General features: G+C 70.6%; 13 protein-coding genes, 1 tRNA gene and 1 pseudogene. 2 read left to right on the forward strand and 13 right to left on the reverse strand.

The features are described 5' to 3' along the window. Positions 1–43 precede the first annotated feature (43 nt). Entirely contained in the window at positions 44–1831 is a 1788-nt protein-coding gene (locus ACK4K7_RS06125) for a cation:proton antiporter (protein ID WP_431864386.1), read from the forward strand. A 164-nt stretch (positions 1832–1995) separates the two neighbouring features. On the opposite strand, the gene ACK4K7_RS06130 is transcribed toward ACK4K7_RS06125, so the two are convergent. From ACK4K7_RS06130 to ACK4K7_RS06160, 7 genes and pseudogenes are all read right to left on the reverse strand, one after another. Further along, the gene (locus tag ACK4K7_RS06130) at positions 1996–2961 is read right to left on the reverse strand and encodes a CPBP family glutamic-type intramembrane protease (RefSeq protein WP_431864596.1); all 966 of its coding nucleotides are present in this window, start codon (positions 2959–2961) and stop codon (positions 1996–1998) included. Next, a pseudogene (locus tag ACK4K7_RS06135) lies at positions 2962–3765 on the reverse strand (DUF2235 domain-containing protein); the annotation flags it as partial. 121 nt (positions 3766–3886) lie between these two features. Beyond that, positions 3887–6553, reverse strand: coding sequence for an alanine--tRNA ligase (gene alaS, locus ACK4K7_RS06140; RefSeq protein WP_431864388.1), 2667 nt, complete (start codon positions 6551–6553; stop codon positions 3887–3889). Between the two features lie 58 nt (positions 6554–6611). Continuing rightward, on the reverse strand, positions 6612–7571 hold the full coding sequence (locus ACK4K7_RS06145; protein WP_431864598.1) for a glycosyltransferase family 2 protein: 960 nt from the start codon (positions 7569–7571) through the stop codon (positions 6612–6614). Positions 7572–7631: 60 nt separating this feature from the next. Continuing rightward, on the reverse strand, positions 7632–9185 hold the full coding sequence (tig, locus tag ACK4K7_RS06150; RefSeq protein ID WP_431864390.1) for a trigger factor: 1554 nt from the start codon (positions 9183–9185) through the stop codon (positions 7632–7634). A gap of 65 nt (positions 9186–9250) precedes the next feature. Beyond that, positions 9251–9335 (reverse strand) — tRNA-Leu (locus ACK4K7_RS06155). 86 nt (positions 9336–9421) lie between these two features. Next, positions 9422–9679 carry a hypothetical protein gene (locus tag ACK4K7_RS06160; RefSeq protein WP_431864392.1) on the reverse strand — a complete coding sequence of 86 codons (258 nt, stop codon included), beginning with the start codon at positions 9677–9679 and terminating at the stop codon, positions 9422–9424. 193 nt (positions 9680–9872) lie between these two features. On the opposite strand from ACK4K7_RS06160, the gene ACK4K7_RS06165 reads away from it, so the two are divergent. After that, positions 9873–11519 carry a M28 family metallopeptidase gene (locus ACK4K7_RS06165; protein WP_431864394.1) on the forward strand — a complete coding sequence of 549 codons (1647 nt, stop codon included), beginning with the start codon at positions 9873–9875 and terminating at the stop codon, positions 11517–11519. A 187-nt stretch (positions 11520–11706) separates the two neighbouring features. Here the strand turns inward: ACK4K7_RS06165 and ACK4K7_RS06170 are convergent, their stop codons facing one another. The 6 genes from ACK4K7_RS06170 to ACK4K7_RS06195 all read right to left on the reverse strand — a co-directional run bounded on the left by ACK4K7_RS06170 (position 11707) and on the right by ACK4K7_RS06195 (position 16809). After that, positions 11707–12882 carry a PQQ-dependent sugar dehydrogenase gene (locus ACK4K7_RS06170; protein WP_431864396.1) on the reverse strand — a complete coding sequence of 392 codons (1176 nt, stop codon included), beginning with the start codon at positions 12880–12882 and terminating at the stop codon, positions 11707–11709. A gap of 81 nt (positions 12883–12963) precedes the next feature. Then, positions 12964–14157: a glycosyltransferase family 4 protein gene (locus ACK4K7_RS06175; protein WP_431864398.1), complete on the reverse strand. Its 1194-nt coding sequence runs from the start codon at positions 14155–14157 to the stop codon at positions 12964–12966. Positions 14158–14242: 85 nt separating this feature from the next. After that, a complete protein-coding gene (locus ACK4K7_RS06180) occupies positions 14243–15253 on the reverse strand; it encodes a nucleotidyltransferase domain-containing protein (protein ID WP_431864399.1) in 1011 nt (336 codons plus the stop codon). Beyond that, positions 15250–16113, reverse strand: a complete 864-nt coding sequence (locus tag ACK4K7_RS06185; protein ID WP_431864401.1) for an HprK-related kinase A — start codon at positions 16111–16113, stop codon at positions 15250–15252. Before ACK4K7_RS06185 ends, ACK4K7_RS06180 begins: the two co-directional genes overlap by 4 nt. Then, on the reverse strand, positions 16110–16391 hold the full coding sequence (locus tag ACK4K7_RS06190) for an HPr-rel-A system PqqD family peptide chaperone (RefSeq protein WP_431864403.1): 282 nt from the start codon (positions 16389–16391) through the stop codon (positions 16110–16112). The genes ACK4K7_RS06185 and ACK4K7_RS06190 overlap by 4 nt, the downstream gene beginning before the upstream one ends. A gap of 16 nt (positions 16392–16407) precedes the next feature. Further along, complete coding sequence (locus ACK4K7_RS06195) at positions 16408–16809, reverse strand: hypothetical protein (protein WP_431864404.1); 402 nt, start codon at positions 16807–16809, stop codon at positions 16408–16410. Between the last annotated feature and the right edge of the window lie 59 nt (positions 16810–16868).

Here is a 16868-nt window from a genome sequence, read left to right on the forward strand (position 1 = left end):
GCCCGCCCTGTTCAAGCCGCCGCGATCCGGCATAAAGGCGGTCATGGCTCCCGATTTCCCGACCTCTGGCCTGTCCGACGCGCTGGTGATCCTCGGCGCGGCGGGGATCGTGATTCCGGCCTTCACCCGCTTCAAGGTGAGCCCGGTGATCGGCTTCATCCTGATCGGGCTGCTGGTCGGGCCGCACGGCCTCGGCGCGATGACCGGCCAGGCGCCCTGGCTCAACTACGTCACCATCTCCAACCCCGAATCGATCGAGCCGTTCGCCCAGTTCGGGATCGTCCTCCTGCTCTTCTCGATCGGCCTCGAACTGTCCTTCCGCCGCCTCTGGGGTATGCGCAAGCTGGTGTTCGGGGTCGGCGCCGCGGAGCTGCTGGGATCGGCGGCGATCATCGCGCTCGGCCTCCACCTGATGGGGCAGAGCTGGGGCGGCGCCGTCGGGCTCGGCCTCGCCCTCGCTTTGTCCTCCACCGCGGTGGTGCTGCCGCTGGTCGGGACCACCAGCCCGGTCGGCCGGTCGGCGCTCGCCATGCTGCTGTTCGAGGATCTGGCGCTGGTGCCGATCATCTTCGTGCTGGGCGTGCTCGGGCCGTTCGGCGCGACCGGCGGCTGGGCGGGAGCGGTCGACGTGCTGTGGATGGGCGGCCTCACCATCGCGGCGATGCTGGTCGCGGGCCGGCTGTTCCTGCCGCGGCTGTTCGCCCAGGCCGCCCGCGCCAAGAGCCCGGAAATGTTCCTGTCGGCCGCCTTGCTGGTCGCGATCCTCGCCAGCCTCATCACCACCGCCGTTGGCCTGTCGCCCTTCGCCGGCGCGCTGCTCGCCGGCATCCTCATTGCCGAGACCGAATATCATGGCGAGGTGGAGGTGGTGACCGCCCCCTTCCGCGGCCTCGGCCTCGGCATCTTCCTGCTGACCGTCGGCATGAGCCTCGACATGACGGTGATCCTGCGCAACTGGCCAAGCCTGCTGATCGCCCTGTTCGCGGTGGTGGTGGTGAAGGGGATCGTCACCGGCTTCCTGCTGCGGCTCGCCGGGGCGCGCAAGGCGGTCGCGGCCGAAGCGGGCGTGCTGATGGGATCGCCGGCCGAGACGACGCTGATCGTGCTCGCCGCCGCGTCGGCCGCCGGCCTCATCCAGCCGTCCACCGCCGCCTTCTGGCAGATCGTGACCGCGCTCGGCCTCACCATCACGCCGCTGCTCGCGCGGATCGGGCGGACCGCGGCGCGGCGGATCGACTTCCACGCCGATCCCGACGTGCCGGAAGTGACCCCGGCCGAGGACAATCCGCGCGCGGTGATCATCGGCTTCGGCCGGGTCGGACGGCTGGTGGCGGAGATGCTCTCGACCCACGGCCGGCCCTATGTGGCGGTCGATTCCGACATCGACGCGGTCGCCGCCGCCCGGCAGGAAGGCTATCCGGTGATCTTCGGCGACGTGGCGCGCGCCGAATTCGTCGACCGGCTGAACCTGGGCCATGCCGCCGCCCTGATCCTCACCATGGACGATCCGGTGCTGTCGGTGCGGCTGGTGAAGAAGGTGCGCGCCTGGTGCCCGAAGCTCGCCATCGTGGCCCGGGCCCGCGATTCGGCCCATGCCGCCGAACTCTATCGCGCCGGCGCCACCGACGCGGTGCCGGAGACGCTGGAGGCCTCGCTGCAGCTCTCCGAAGCGGTGCTGGTCGATCTCGGCATGGCGGTGGGGCCGGTGATCGCCTCGGTCCACGAGAAACGGGCGGAACTGCGCCAGCAGATCATGGAAATGGGCCAATTGAACCGTGCCCCGTCGATCGGGCGCCGCCGACGGTCCGAAACCGGCCCGTTCGGGCACTGAGCCGACGCGAAGCGGGCACGGAAAAGCGCGCTTCCCGCACGGAAGTACCCAAAGTTCCCCGGGAATGGCGCGTTGGCCCGGTTCCCTGCGGCGTGGCGGGACGGATGTGGGCGATGACAAAGAGCGTCCCCGCTACGTATCGGAAAGAGGACGTGTAGGACAGTTCAGGCGCCGCCGGGGCCGCCGAACAGCGCCGCCCAGGCGACCACCACCAGCCAGTGAAGCAGGACCGCCGGCCACAGCGAGCGCGAGGCGAGCGTGAGGCGCGCACAGGCGAAACCCACGGCCGCCGCCGCGAGAAGGAAGGTCCAGTGGCCGCCATAGGCCGCCCAATCCGGTTCCGGGAACCCGCCCGCCCGGTACACCCACAATTGCAGCGGGTGCCACAGGGCGAACAGCACGGCGGAGAGGACGGCGGGGCCGAGACCCGTCACGCCCACGGACGGAGGTTTCAGCAGGATACCGCGAAACAGCGTCTCCTCGGCGAGCGCCGGAAGGACGAAGGCGATGAGCGCGATCGTCAGCATCGCGCCGTCGAAGCGCGGGTCCCAGCCGAGGAAGCCGCCCCACCAGCCGAGCAACGCCAGCAGCGGCGCCAACCACAAGAGGCTCTTGCCCACGGCCAGCCACCCCGCGGCCGAAGGCACCGTCACGAACAGACGCTTCAGGCGCGCCCAGAGGCCTTCCGGCCGGTAGGGGGGACGCGGTGCCGACGGGGGCATAGGGCCGGGCGGCTCGAGCACGACCTTCCCAGGGATGTTGACCGGGCGATAATCGGGCCGCGCCGCGACGCGATCGAAGACCGACCGATGCACCGCGAAGGGCTCGTTCGCCGGCTGGCCTCGCCAGGGGCGGTTCGGGATCGGTCGCGGCTCGGCCCAGGGAAGATAGAAGCCGAGCAGCCCCAGCCGCTTCGGCCATTCCCGCTCGGAGGTGCGCTGAGGAAAAGCCTCCAGCAGCCACCAGGCGCCCTTGAGGGAGCGATGAAGAGGCGCCGCGGGATCGGGAGCGACATAGTCATAAGCGTTGTCGCCGTCCGGCGGCCGCTGCCCCTTCGCGAGCCAGTCCACAAGCCGGTCATGAAAACGAAGCCCCGGTGCAGACGGCGTTCCCCGCGCCTCCTCGATCATCCAGAGGAGAGGAAACTTCGACAGGCCGCTCTGCGCTTCCGGATAGCCGCCGCCGACATCCGAATGAACGCCGGCGAACCAGACCTGCTTGATGTCCTGCGGTATCAGTTCTTCCTTCTCCGACGGGTCTGGCCTGAAGTCCTGGGGATCCTTCCAGTGATTGAGCCGGAACATGCGGCGCCGCTCGTCGATCGCGGCGGCGTGGCGGAAGGTCCGGACGCTCGGATTCTCGCGCGTGTAGGGCAGGGTCTGCCGGGAAGGCAGATAGAAGCGGTCCCTGCGCGGCACGATCACGGAGGAGACCGTATCCCACGCGCCGACAAAACGGATGGTGGGGCGCCGCGCCCCGGCGATCCGGCGGAAATTCTTGCCGATCTGCATATCATCGTTATCGGCCGATCTCTTATAGGCGACGAGCGCGTATCCGCAGAGATTGAGCTGATCCGGCCACAGCAGACCGCACATATGGATAAAGCCGGCAAGGACGCGCGCCGTATAGGCGCCGCGGCTGAAGCCGAACAGCCAGATCTCGTCGCCGTCCCGTAGGTGCGGCAAAGCCAGGAATAGGCATCGAGCACATTTTCATCGAGCCCGAGCCCGAGCGCTAGGCCGAGGATGTTCCGAACCTTGAGTCTCAGAGCGCTCCACCATCCCCGGCTTGCCGATCGTGCCGACGCCGGGATCGTAATAGACGAGCTGCTCGTCGTTCTTTTCCAGGCAAACGTAGAGTTTCAGTACGTTCGACAGGTTCGACTTGATCTCGTTGCCGGTTCCATCGAGGCAGATCACGAGCCGTCTTGTCATGCCGCCGCTCCCCTCCGCGCCGATCGGCAGCCATACTCCCACGGCCGAGGCCGCGGGTCCAGCATGATTGACTCCGATCCGGTGCGACGGGCGGAACGGCGTCGCCTCCGGCGGCGATCGCTCAGGCGGGCACGGATTCCAGCGCTTCGCGGACGGCGGCGAGGGCTTCGGGGGCGCGGGCGCCGTCGGGGCCGCCGCCTTGCGCCATGTCGGGGCGGCCGCCGCCGCCCTGGCCGCCCACGCGGGCGACGGCGGCGCGCACGAGGTCGACGGCGCTGAGCTCGCCGGCGAGATCGTCGGTGACGCCGACCGCGACGGTCGCGCGGCCATCATTGACCGCGACCAAGGCGACGACGCCGGAGCCGAGCCGTTGCTTGTTCTCGTCGACGAGGCCGCGCAGGCCCTTGGGATCGAAGCCGTCCAGCACCCGCCCGACGAAGGCGCGGCCGCCGACCTGCTCCGGCCCGGCCGCTTCGACCGGACCGCCGCCGCCGAGCGCCAGCGCCTTCCTGGCCTCGGCCAGCTCGCGCTCGAGCCGGCGGCGCTCTTCGACCAGGCCCTGGACGCGGGCCGGGACCTCTTCAGGCGTCGTCTTGAGAGCGGCGGCTATGTCCTTCAATTTGCTTTCGCGGTCGACGAGCCAGCGCCGCGCCGCCTCGCCGGTCAGCGCCTCGATGCGGCGCACGCCCGCGGCGACGGCCCCTTCGGAGACGATCTTGAACAACTGGATGTCGCCCAGCGCGCCGACATGGGTGCCGCCGCACAATTCGACCGAATAGCTGGCCTCGCGGTCCTCGGCGCCGAGCCGGCCCATCGACAGGACCCGGACCTCGTCGCCATATTTTTCGCCGAACAGCGCCATCGCACCGGCGGCGATCGCATCGTCCGGAGTCATCAGCCGGGTGGTCACCGGATCATTCTGGCGGATGTGGAAATTGACCTCGCCCTCGATCGCCTCGACATCCTCCGCGCTGAGCGGCTTGGGATGGGAAAAGTCGAAGCGCAGCCGGTCCGGCGCGACCAGGCTGCCCTTCTGGGTGACATGGCCGCCGAGCCGGTGGCGCAGCGCCGCGTGGAGAAGATGGGTCGCCGAATGGTTGGCGCGCACCCGCCCGCGCCGCTCGGCGTCGACCGCGAGGTGCAGCGCGTCGCCGACCCGCACCTGGCCGGCCCTGACCAAAGCATGATGGGCGTGAAGCCGGCCGAGCGGCTTCGACGTGTCCGCAACTTCGGCCAGGAAGCCGTTGTCGCCGCTCATCTTTCCGGCGTCGCCCATCTGGCCGCCGCTCTCCGCGTAGAACGGCGTCTGGTTGGTGAGGATGACGACGGAATCGCCCTCCCCGGCCCCGTCGGCGAGCGCGCCGTCGCGCAGGATGGCGATCACCCGGCCTTCCCCTTCATGGCCGGAATAGCCGGTGAACTCGGTCGAGCCGTGCGCTTCGGCGATGTCGAACCAGATGTCGTCCGACGCCTTGGCGCCGGAGCCCTTCCAGGCGGCGCGGGCGGCGGCCTTCTGCTCGGCCATGGCGGCGTCGAAACCGGCGCGGTCGACGGCGAGGCCCTGCGCGCGCAGCGCGTCTTCGGTCAGGTCGTAGGGGAAGCCGTACGTGTCGTAGAGGCGGAAGGCGACCTCACCCGGCAGGGTGGCGCCCGCCGCCATGCCGGCGGTCGCCTCGTCGAGCAGCCGCAGCCCCTTGTCCAGCGTCTGGCGGAAGCGGGTCTCCTCCAGCTTCAGCGTCTCCTCGATCAGCGGCTGGGCGCGGACGAGCTCGGGATAAGCGGCACCCATCTCGGCCACCAGCGAGGGGACCAGCCGGTGCATCAGCGGCTCCGAGGCGCCGAGGATGTGGGCGTGGCGCATCGCGCGGCGCATGATCCGGCGCAGGACATAGCCCCGGCCCTCGTTGGCGGGCAGAACGCCGTCCGCCACCAGGAAGCCGGCGGCGCGCAGATGGTCGGCGATGACGCGGTGGCTCGCCTTGTGGGCGCCACCGGTGTCGGTGCGGGTGAATTCGCCCGACGCGGCGATCAGCGCCCTGAACGTGTCGGTGTCGTAATTGTCGTGGACGCCCTGCAGGACGGCGGCGATCCGTTCCAGGCCCATGCCGGTGTCGATCGACGGGCGTGGCAGATCGCGGACGATCTCATTGTCTTCCTGCTCGAACTGCATGAAGACGAGGTTCCAGATCTCGGTGAAGCGGTCGCCGTCCTCGTCCGGGCTGCCGGGCGGGCCGCCGGGAATATGATCGCCATGATCGTAGAAGATTTCCGAACAGGGGCCGCAGGGACCGCTGTCGCCCATCGCCCAGAAATTGTCCTTGGTGGGGATGCGGACGATCCGGTCGTCGGGAAGGCCGGCGATCTTCTTCCACAGGTCGAACGCCTCGTCGTCGGTATGGTAGACGGTGGCGGTGAGCCGCGCCGGATCGAGGCCCCAGACGCGGGTGACCAGCGTCCAGGCATGGTGGATCGCCTGTTCCTTGAAATAGTCGCCGAACGAGAAATTGCCCAGCATTTCGAAGAAGGTGTGGTGCCGGGCGGTGTAGCCGACATTGTCGAGATCGTTGTGCTTGCCGCCGGCGCGCACGCATTTCTGCGAGGAGGCGGCGCGGCTGTAGGGGCGGGTCTCGAGGCCGGTGAAGACGTTCTTGAACGGCACCATGCCCGCGTTCACGAACATGAGGCTCGGATCGTTGTGCGGCACCAGCGGCGCCGAGGGGACGACCTGGTGCCCATTCGACCCGAAATAGTCGAGGAAGGCGCGGCGGATGTCGTTCGTCGAAGTCATCGCCGCGATGTAAGCGGATTGCTGCGATGCGGCAAGCGGGTGGAGCGCCCGGCCGGCGTCAGGCGCGGTCGGCGGGGACGCCGGCGGCGGCGGCGGCCGGGCCCTCGCCGGGGGCGGGCAAAGCGAGATAGTGGAGGCGGCGGACCTCGCGGCGGCCGCGCACCACGGTGTCGAGGATGAGGCCGGCGAAGAAGCTCAGCGCCGATAGGATCATGAGGCCGGTGACCAGGATCGCGGTCGGGAAGCGCGGGACCAGGCCGGTCTCGGCATAAGTGATGGCGAGCGGAACGGCGAGGACGAGGCCGAGCCCGGCGAGGAAGGCGGCGAGCGCGCCGTAGAACAGCACCGGCCGCTCGGTCCGGAACAGGTGGAAGATCGTCTTCATGATCCGCCAGCCGTCGCGCCAGGTCGAGAGCTTGGAATGCGAACCTTCCGGCCGCGCGCCATAAGCGGTCACCACCTCGCCCACCGGCATCGAGAGTTCGAGGGCGTGGACGGAGATTTCGGTCTCGGTCTCGAAGCCGCCGGACAAAGCCGGGAAGGATTTGACGAAGCGGCGGGAGAAGACCCGGTAGCCGGAGAAGATGTCGCTGAAGGTGCGGCCGAACAGGCTGGCGAGGAGGCCGGTGAACAGCCGGTTGCCGAGCCGGTGGCCGCGGCGATAGGCCTCCTCCACCTCCGACCGGCGGGCGCCGACCACCATGTCGAGCCGCTCGTCGACGAGCCGGGCGACGAGCGCGGGCGCGGCGGCGGCGTCGTAGGTCGCGTCGCCGTCGGCCATCACATAGATGTCGGCCTCCACGTCGGCGAACATGCGGCGCACGACATGGCCCTTGCCCTGCATCCGTTCGGCGCGGACGATCGCGCCGGCGGCGCGCGCCACCTCGGCGGTGCGGTCGCTGCTGTTGTTGTCGTAGACGTAGATCGGCGCGCCCGGAAAGGCGGCGCGGAAGCCGGCCACCGTCTGCGCGATGGCGGCTTCCTCATTGTAGCACGGAAGGAGGACGGCGATCCGCATGCCCGCGGCCGGCGGCCTGTCGTCGGCTCTGTCCACCGCGTCCCCCTGCCCCGTTCGCGCCTACTCGCTCTTCGCCTTCTTGGCGGCGGCCTTCTTCTTCGGCTTTTCGGCCGGCGCCTCGTCGGCGGCCGCGGGCGCTTCGGCCGCGGCTTCGTCCTTCTTGGCCTTTTTCGGCGCGGCCTTCTTCGCGGCCGGCTTCTTCGGCTTCACGTCCTCGCCATGATCGTGGTCGTGGCCGTGGGCGTGGCTGTGGCCATGGTCGCAGTCCGGACCGTGGACATGGCCTTCCTCGGCCTCGATCGCCGACTGCAGCTCGTCGCGGCTCACCGTCCGCTCGGAGATGTCGGCCTTGGAGAAGAGGAAGTCGACGACCTTGTCCTCGAACAGGGGCGCGCGCAGCTGGGCGGCGGCCATCGGCTCCTGCTGGACGTACTGGACGAAGCGCTGCCGGTCCTCGGGGCGATATTGCTGCGCCGCCTGCATGACGAGACGCTGCATTTCCTGCTGGTTGACCTCGACGCCGTTCTTCTGGCCGATCTCCGAGAGGAGCAGGCCGAGCCGCACGCGGCGCTCGGCGATAGCGCGATAATCGTCGCGCTCCTTCTCCATCTCGGCGCGGGCGGCCTCCGGATCGGCCTCGTGGCTCGCTTCATGTTCGAGCTGCTGCCAGATCTGCGAGAATTCGGCCTCGACCATCGACGGCGGGACCGGGAAGTCGTGCGCGGCGGCGAGCTGGTCGAGCAGCTGGCGCTTCATATGGGTGCGGGTGAGGCCGTTCAGCTCCTGCTCGAGCTGGCCCTTGATCAGCTCGCGCAGCTGGTCGATGCCCTCGAGGCCCATCGACTTGGCAAAATCGTCGTCCGCCTTGGCCTCCTTGGCGGTCTGCACCTCGTTGACGGTGATGTCGAAGGTCGCCGGCTTCCCCTTCAGGTAATCGACCTGATAATCTTCGGGAAAGGTGACCTCGATCGTCTTCTGTTCATTGGCTTTCGCGCCGATCAGCTGGTCCTCGAAACCGGGGATCAGCCGGCCCGAGCCGAGCTCGACCGACATGCCTTCGCCCTTGCCGCCCTCGAACTCCTCGCCGTTGACCCGGCCGACGAAGTCCATGATCACGAGGTCGCCCTTGGCCGCCTTGTGCTTGGCGGGGGCGGGCTCGTAGCTCTTCTGGCCGGCGACGATGCGCTCCAGCGCCTCGTCGATCTCGGCGTCGGTCGGGGCGACCGTCAGCCGCTCGAGCTTCAGGCCCTCGATCTCGGCCTCGGGCACGTCGGGGAGCGTTTCGAGCTCGACCTCGACCACCGCGTCCTTGCCGGGCTCATGGCCCTCGTCCAGCTTCACCGACGGCTGCATGGCCGGGCGGAGCTGCTCGTCCTGCATCAGCTTCTGGACGCCCTCCTGGATGGCGCTTTCGAGCGCCTGCTGCTGGAGCGCGGGACCGTGCATCTTGCGGATGAGGTTGGCGGGCACCTTGCCGGGGCGGAAGCCGGGCATGCGGATTTGCGGGGCGACCGACTTGATCTCCTGGTCGACGCGGGCGTCGATGTCCTTGGCCGGAATGGTGATCTTGAAGGCGCGCTTCAGGCCCTCGTTCAACGTCTCGACGGTCTGCATGATGAGGTTTCTGTCTTTCGCTTCTGGAAAATCCAAGAGGCGGCACTTCGCGGCTGGAGCGAATCTGGTGCGGGCGAAGGGACTCGAACCCCCACATCTTTCGATACCGGAACCTAAATCCGGCGCGTCTACCAGTTCCGCCACGCCCGCGGGGCCACGGCAAGGCGGCGTCTATAACAGGGCTGTGCCCAAGGGCAAGGCGCTTTGCCGGGCGGCCGGAGCGGCCGCCCCGCCGCTCAGGCCGCGGCCGACCAGCGCACCGCCTGGCCGCCGCCGCGCCCGAACGTGCCGGCGCCAAGCATGGCCGTGTCGGCGAGCGGCAGCGCCGTCGCGCAGAAGCCGCATTCGGCGGAGAAGCGGCCGATGATCCAGTGCGTCCGGCCGCAGCCGGGGCAATGGTTCACCTCGTCCCGGCGATAGACGATATGGAACCCGCGAAGGCCCGGATCGTGGGGAAAAACTTCGTCTTTCCTGCGGACTATGGAACTCGGCATCGGCTCTAACTCCTCTGCCCACCCTTCTACCACCTCCTTCAACCTGCGACGAGTCGTTCCGTTCCGTCGACGAACCGATTTATATGATGTGTAGCGCGGCAGCCACAGGCGGTGTGGCGGCACGGTCGCTTGCCAGCCGAGGCCGGGCTCGCCTAGCAAGGCCGTCCCCTCTTCGCCCCCCGGAGTGACGTTCATGCGTAAGACCCCCCTCGCCGCGCTCGCCCTGCTCGGCCTCGCCGCCGCGGCCGCCGCCCAGCCGGGCACGCGGACGCCGGGCGACGCCGCGGCCGCCGGCTTCACCGCCGACGCGTTTCGCGCCCATGTCGAGTTCCTGGCGGACGACCGGCTGGAGGGGCGCGAGGCGGGATCGCGCGGCTACGACATCGGCGCGCTCTACGTCGCGACCCGCTTCTCCGCGCTCGGCCTCACCCCGGCGGCGAACGGAAGCTGGTACCAGCAGGTGCCGCTCGTCCAGTTCGGCCTCACCGACGCGCCGGCGCGGCTCACGATCGGCGGGCGAAGCTTCCGCCACGGCGAGGACGTGCTGCTGCGCCAGAGCCCGGAGGCGGGACGGCTGACGCTGGAGGCGCCGGTCGTGTTCGCCGGCTACGGGATCAGCGACCCGGCGCTCGGCATCGACGATTATGCCGGGCTGGACGTGCGGGGGAAGATCGTCGCGGTGCTGAACGGATCGCCGTCCGACCTGCCGAGCGACGTCGGCGCGCATCTCAACGCCGCCAAGCGGGCGATGGCGGACCGGGCCGGCGCGGTCGGCATGGTGATCCTGCGCGGCCGCGAGGAGGGCCGGCGGGTCGCCTGGTCGCGGGTCGTGGGGCACGGCACGCCGCCGGGCCTCACCTGGGCGGCGGAGGACGGCACGCCTTACTCCGACGCGCCCGGCTTGCGTTTCGTCGCGACGCTCGGCAGCGACGCGGCCGAGGCGCTGTTCCGCGGGGCGCCGCGGCCGCTGGCGCGGGTGCTGGCCGAAGGCGCCAGGCCCGGCGCCCGCCCGGCTGGCTTCGCGCTGGCGCAGACCATCCGGGTGGAGCGGGAGAGCGCGAACCGGAGCTTCACCAGCCCCAACGTGGTCGCCGTGCTGCCGGGCTCCGACCCGGCGCTGGCGGGCGAATATGTGCTGATGATGGCGCATCTCGACGGGCTGGGCATGGAGCCGCACGGCGCGGGGAGCGCTGCGATCAACAACGGCGCGATGGACAACGCCACCGGCGTCGCGACCCTGCTGGAAGTGGCGCGGCAGATGGCGGCATCGGGCCAGCGCCCGCGCCGGTCGATCCTGTTCGCCGCCGTCACCGCCGAGGAGAAGGGGCTGCGCGGCGCCCATTATCTCGCCCGCAACCCGGTGGTGGACGGCCGCGTCGTCGGCGTCGTCAATCTCGACATGCCGATCCTCACCTACGACTTCCAGGACGTGATCGCGTTCGGCGCCGAACATTCGACGATGGCGGAGGCGGTCGCGCGGGCGGGCGCGCGGATGGGCGTGCGGCTGTCGCCCGATCCGCTGCCGCACGAAGGGCTGTTCACCCGTTCCGACCATTATATGTTCGTGCAGGAAGGCGTTCCCGCGGTCTTCCTGATGACCGGCTTCGCCGGCGAGGGCGAGCGGCGCTTCACCGAATTCCTCGCCAACCAGTATCACACGCCGGCCGACGACCTGCGGCTGCCGTTCAACTGGAATGCGGGCGCGCGGTTCGCGCAGCTCAACTATCTGATCGCGCGCGAGATCGCCGACGCGTCCGAGGCGCCGCGCTGGTACGAGGACAGCTATTTCGGCCGCACCTTCGGCGGCGACCGCCCGCGCGCGCCGCGCGCCGCGCGGTAGGGGCTGGAGCGACCAATCCTCCCTGTCGCCGCAGGCGATGGGGAGGGGGACCATGCGAAGCATGGTGGAGGGGCTTGCGGCGTTGGCGGAGAGGTTCCCGGCTTCGGCTGCGCCTTCGCTGCCCCTCCACCAGCCTTCGGCTGGTCCCCCTCCCCATGGAGCTTCGCTCCACAGGGAGGATGAGGGCTCAGCGGGCGGTGAGGCGGACCAGTTCGCCGTCTTCATGTTCGGTGACGAGCCAGATCGCGCCGTCGGGCGCGACGGCGAGGTCGCGGATGCGGCGGCCGATCTCGATCCGCTCCACCGACGTCACCCGGTCGCCGGCGAGGCCGAGCCGCATCAGCGATTCGTTGTAGAGCCCGCCGACCAGGAGATTGCCCCGCCAGCGCGGGAACATGGCGCCCGCATAGACGACGGCGCCCGAGGGCGCGACCGTCTCCTCGAAGACGTGGAGCGGCGACGTCATGCCTTCGCGCGCCAGGCCGACGCCCATCGGCGCGCCGGAATAATCGACGCCCGCGGTGATGAACGGCCAGCCGAGATTGGCGCCGGCGCGGACGAGATCCGCACGGTCGCCGCCCTTCGGCCCATGTTCGATCGACCAGAGCCGCGCCTGCGGGTCGAGCGCCAGCGCCTGGCTGTTCCGGCTGCCCTTGGCGAAGATATAGTCGTTCGTGTCCGCGTCGCCGACGAAGGGATTGTCGGACGGCACCTGGCCGTCGAGCGTCATGCGCAGGATCGAACCGGCCTGGTCCTCGCCTTCCTGCGCGCGGGAGATGTTCCGCCGGTCGCCGATGCTGAGATAGATGTGGCCCGCGCGCGGATCGATCGCCATCCGGCCGCCGAAATGAAGGCCGCTGGAATCCTGGTCATCCTCGCGCATCTCGAACACCGTCTCGACATTTTCGAGCGCCGCGTCGCCGAGCCGGCCGCGCACGATGCGCACCGACGCGCCGCGCTCGGTCGGCGCCGAGAGGCTGAGATAGACGAGCCGGTTGGACGCGAATTGCGGATGCAGCTTGACGTCGAACAGGCCGGCTTGGCTGCGGTCGGTCTCGCCTTCGTAGCGGAAGATTTCGGGGACGCCGCCGAGCGGGGCCGACACCCGGCCGTCGCGGCCGACGATGCGCAGCGTGCCGGGATTGCGCTCCGTCACCAGCACCCGCCCGTCGGGCAGCAGCGCGAGACCCCAGGGATGGACGAGCCCGCGTGCCACCACCCGCGCCTGCAGCGTCCCGCCTTGGCTGGTCACCGCTTTCTGCTGGGGAAGCGGCGCGCTTTCGCCGTTCGTGTCCTGGGCCGCGGCCGGCGCGGCGACCGCCAGGGCCAGGGCCGCGGCGCCCGCGCGGAGCAAGTTCGTCATCTTTGCCGTCCTTTCGTTGGTGGGAATCGTCCGGTCAACGTGACGGCATGGCGGATGGTTCTGCTGTCGAACTGAACCCGGTCAGCGCGAGGCGAGGCGGTAGGTCCGGACCACGCTCGCCAGCACGTCCGGCCAATTATATTCGGAGCTCGCCGCCAGCGCGGCGTCGCCGAGCCGCCGGCGCTCGGCCGGATCGTGCATCAGCCGCCCGACCGCGTCGGCATAAGCGGCGACGTCGCGCGGCGGCACGAGGATGCCGGTGCGGCCGCTGTCGATCAGCGCCTGGGCGCTGCCGACGTCGGCGCTGACGACCGCGAGCGCGGCCGCCATCGCCTCCAGATTGACGTTGCCGAAGGCTTCGGTGACGCTCGGATTGACGAGGATGTCGGCGCTGGCGATCGCCCGGCCGAGCTCGGCGCCTTCGAGATGGCCGGTGAAGACCGTGTTGGGCAGGAGCGAGGCGAACCAGTCGCCCGCCGGTCCGTCGCCGACCACCAGCGGCCGCACCGGATCGCCGCGCCGGCGCAGCTCCGTCACCACCGCCTCGAACGTGTCGAGCCCCTTTTCGACCACCAGCCGGCCGAAGAACAGGACGACGGCGTCATGGTCCTCATAGCCCTGGGCGCGGCGCCAGGCCATGTCGCGGCGGGCGGGCGTGAAGATGTCGCGATTGACCCCCCTGCCCCAGATGCGCAGCTTTTCGCCCCAGCCCTTCGCGCGGAATTCCTCGGCGATCGGCCGGTTGGGCACGAGGATATAGTCGCTGGCGCCGTAGAAGCGGTCGAGCCGGCGGCGCATCCAGCCGGACAGGAAGCCGAGCCGGTAATATTCGAGATAGGTCTCGAAGCGGGTGTGGAGGCTGGCGATCACCGGCACGCCGAGCTCGCGCGCGAAATCCTGGGCGGCGGTGCCGAGGAAATCGGGCGCCGACAGGTGGAAATGGGTGGGCGCGAAACGGCGGATGTCGTCGCGGATCTTGCGCGGCAGTCCGGGGGCGATGCGATATTCGGAGCGCGTGGGGATGCCGAAGCTCGGCACCGAGACGAGGTCGCCGGCCGGTTCGAAGGCGGGGCGTGGCGCGGTCGGCGAATAGACGCGCACCGCCGCGCCATGATCGAGCAGGAACTGGACGAGGCGGTTGAGCGCCTTGTTCGCGCCGTCGCGCACGCAATTGTAATTGCCGGAGAAAAGCGCGATCCGCAGGCCTTCGGCGATCGGGCCGAGCGCGTCCGCCGACTGCCCGTCGACCGTCCCGATGCCCGCCTGACCCGCCATTCGCCTCCCGCTCGCGCGACGGCCGACGATGTTCGGCCCGCCCCCGGGCTCTACACGCAAGCCCGTCCGGGGGCAAAGGCCGGGCTCAGCCCGTCGCCTTCACCCAGAGGTGGCGGGCGAGCATCAAAGGCGGCATGCGCAGCCAGTGCGAGCGGACGTAGAAGGCGAAGCGGAGCGCCGGGCGTGCTTCCTGCCCCCAGCCGTTGCGGGCGAGAAGCCGCGCCTCGAACAAACGGTCGGAGAGCCGCGGTCGGCCGGCGAGGGCGGGATCGACCGGCGTGCCGTAGAGCCGGGCGCCGAGGCGCAGCGCGCGGGCGACGGCGGGGCCGAGCTGGTGGCGGCGCATGCGTTCGGCGAGGCGGGCGCGGAAGGCGGCGCCGTCGAACTGGCGGACGAGCCGGTCGATGTCCCACAGATTGCGCAGGCCCCCGGCGAGATCGCCGTCGGCGAACAGATGGGCGGCGGCGTGCACCACCATGTCTTCCGGGCACAGCGTGCGCAGGCCGCCGGGCAGAGCCACGCTGTCCGCCACCAGAGCGGCGGCGTCGGGCCGCGGCCGGGCGGTGAGCGGAAGGATGGTGTGGTGGACGTCGATCATCCGGTCCCGCTCCTTGTGGATCAGCGGGGGAAGCTCGTGCATCCAGCGGCGATAATAGAGATCGTCATAGCTCCCGTCCGCCTTCAGCCGTTCCCAGCCGGCGGCGAGGAGCGCGTCCTGCGCCTCGTCGATCCGGTCGCGGGGGACGAGGATGTCGAGATCGCCGATCGAGCGGCCGATGCCCGCGTCGAGCCCGGCCGCGGCGAAGGCGGTGCCCTTCAGAAGGACGACGGGGATGGCGCGGGGGGCGAGCGCGCGGCGCGCCATCTCCGCCTCCCACAAGGCCTGGGTGCGGGCGCGCGCGGAGTCGCGTCGCTCGTCGGCGAGGATGGCGGCGGCGGCGGGCGGCATCGCGCGGCCCTCCAGCCGGAAGGCGAGGCTGCCGAGCAGGCTTTCCCCGCGGGCGGCGGCGATCAGCGCGGTCCAGCCGGCCGCGTCCAGCCCGTCGGCGGCCGGGGGGTCGGCGAGCGCGCGCACCAGCAGGCGGGCGGCCTTCATGCCGCGAGCTCCCGCCACAACGCGTCCACCTGGGCGATGGCGCCGTCGGTGTCCGGATAGTCGATCGCCGCCGCCGGGCGGCCGGCGACCAGGCCGGTCAGCGCGTCGAAGCCGGTCCGACCGAGCGCCACATAGTTGGTCGATGCCTGGGTCAGGCGGACGAAGGCCTCCGCCTGGCCGACCGGGCGGATCTCGGCCGCGGCGCCGAAGCGGGGGAAGAGGATCAAGGCCGGGCGCGCCGGCTCCGTCATGCGGGCGATCGCCTCGACGCGGGGGCGCAGGTGGCGGATCGTGCCCTTGGGCGTGCCGTCGATGCGCGGGCCGAACCGCCCCGCCGGCGCCTCCGCCTCCATCACCGCGATCGCGCCGTTCTTGAGGCTGACGGCGCGGGGGAAGGGATGAAGGAGGCCGTCGTCGAGGCCGAGCAAGGCGAATTCGTCGCCCATCAGCCGCCAGCCGCGTTCGCCCAGCAGGGCCGCCAGCGTCGACTTGCCCGCGCCCGACTGGCCGGTGAGGATCAGCGCCCGCCCGTCCTTCTCGACGCTGGCGGCGTGGAGCAGCAGATAGCGCTTCTGCCCCAGCGCCATCTGGAGGTTCATCCCCATCTCCGCCGCGAGCAGGCCCTGGGCGAGCGGCAGCGGCGCGGCGTCCGGCAGCACATAGTCGCCGCGGATCGCGACCGACGGCCGCAGCCAGCGCCGCCACGGCCGCTCGGGCTCCAGCCGCACCGTAAAGTCGCAGACGCCGCCCGCGTCCGGATAGTCGCCGTAAAGCCCCCTGAGCGCCCGCAGCGGCGCCGCCCAGGCCGATCCGATCCGGAACCCCACCGGCCCGATCCGCAGGCAGAGACTGTGCCTCATCGGCGGTGGACCAGGCCGACCAGTTCGAGTTCGGCGAGGCGGGAGGCGATGGCTTCGGGGCCGCCTTCGATGTCGTAGCGGGCGCGGAGGCGGGCGAGGAGCGCGGGGGCGTCGGCGGGGCCTTCGCCGAGGGCGGACAGGATCTCGGGCGCGGGGGGCGCGACGATGTGGGTCTGTCCGGACGGCGCGTGGAACAAGGCGACGAGGCCGTCGAGCGGCACCGCCGTCACCGCCCCTTCGGGATCGGCCGCATAGACCGCATAGACCGGGCCGGACATGCCGGCGCGCCCGCCGTCAGCGCGGCATCTGCAGCGAGGCGTAGCAGGTGAAGCCGCTCATCCCCGCCTGCAGACGGCGTATGTAATTGACATAGGCCTGAGCGGATTCGGGATCGATGCCGGCCGGCGCGGGGCCGCCCTGGAGCATGCGCTTCACTTCCTCGCCGGTCAGCGGGCGCGGCGCGGGCGCGACGGCGCCGGGCGTCCCGGGCGCGACCAGCCGGCCGGCCGGATCGATGAAGGAGCCGCCCGCCTCGGGCGCGGGCACCGGTATCTCGCAATTGAGCACCGATCCCGCGGTCTGCGCCATCGCCGGGCGGATGGTCACCACCGTCGAGGCGGCCGCCGCTCCGAGCGCGAGCACCGTCCGCCGCGTGGGCGCGGCCAGGCCCTGTTCCAGATCGCTCTTCTCGCTCATCTTTTTTCCGTTACACGCGCGGCCTTTAATAAGGGTAAAGCCGGATCGGAATCGAGCGG

It is taken from the genome of Allosphingosinicella sp. (genome assembly GCF_046295735.1).
Taxonomy (GTDB): domain Bacteria; phylum Pseudomonadota; class Alphaproteobacteria; order Sphingomonadales; family Sphingomonadaceae; genus Allosphingosinicella.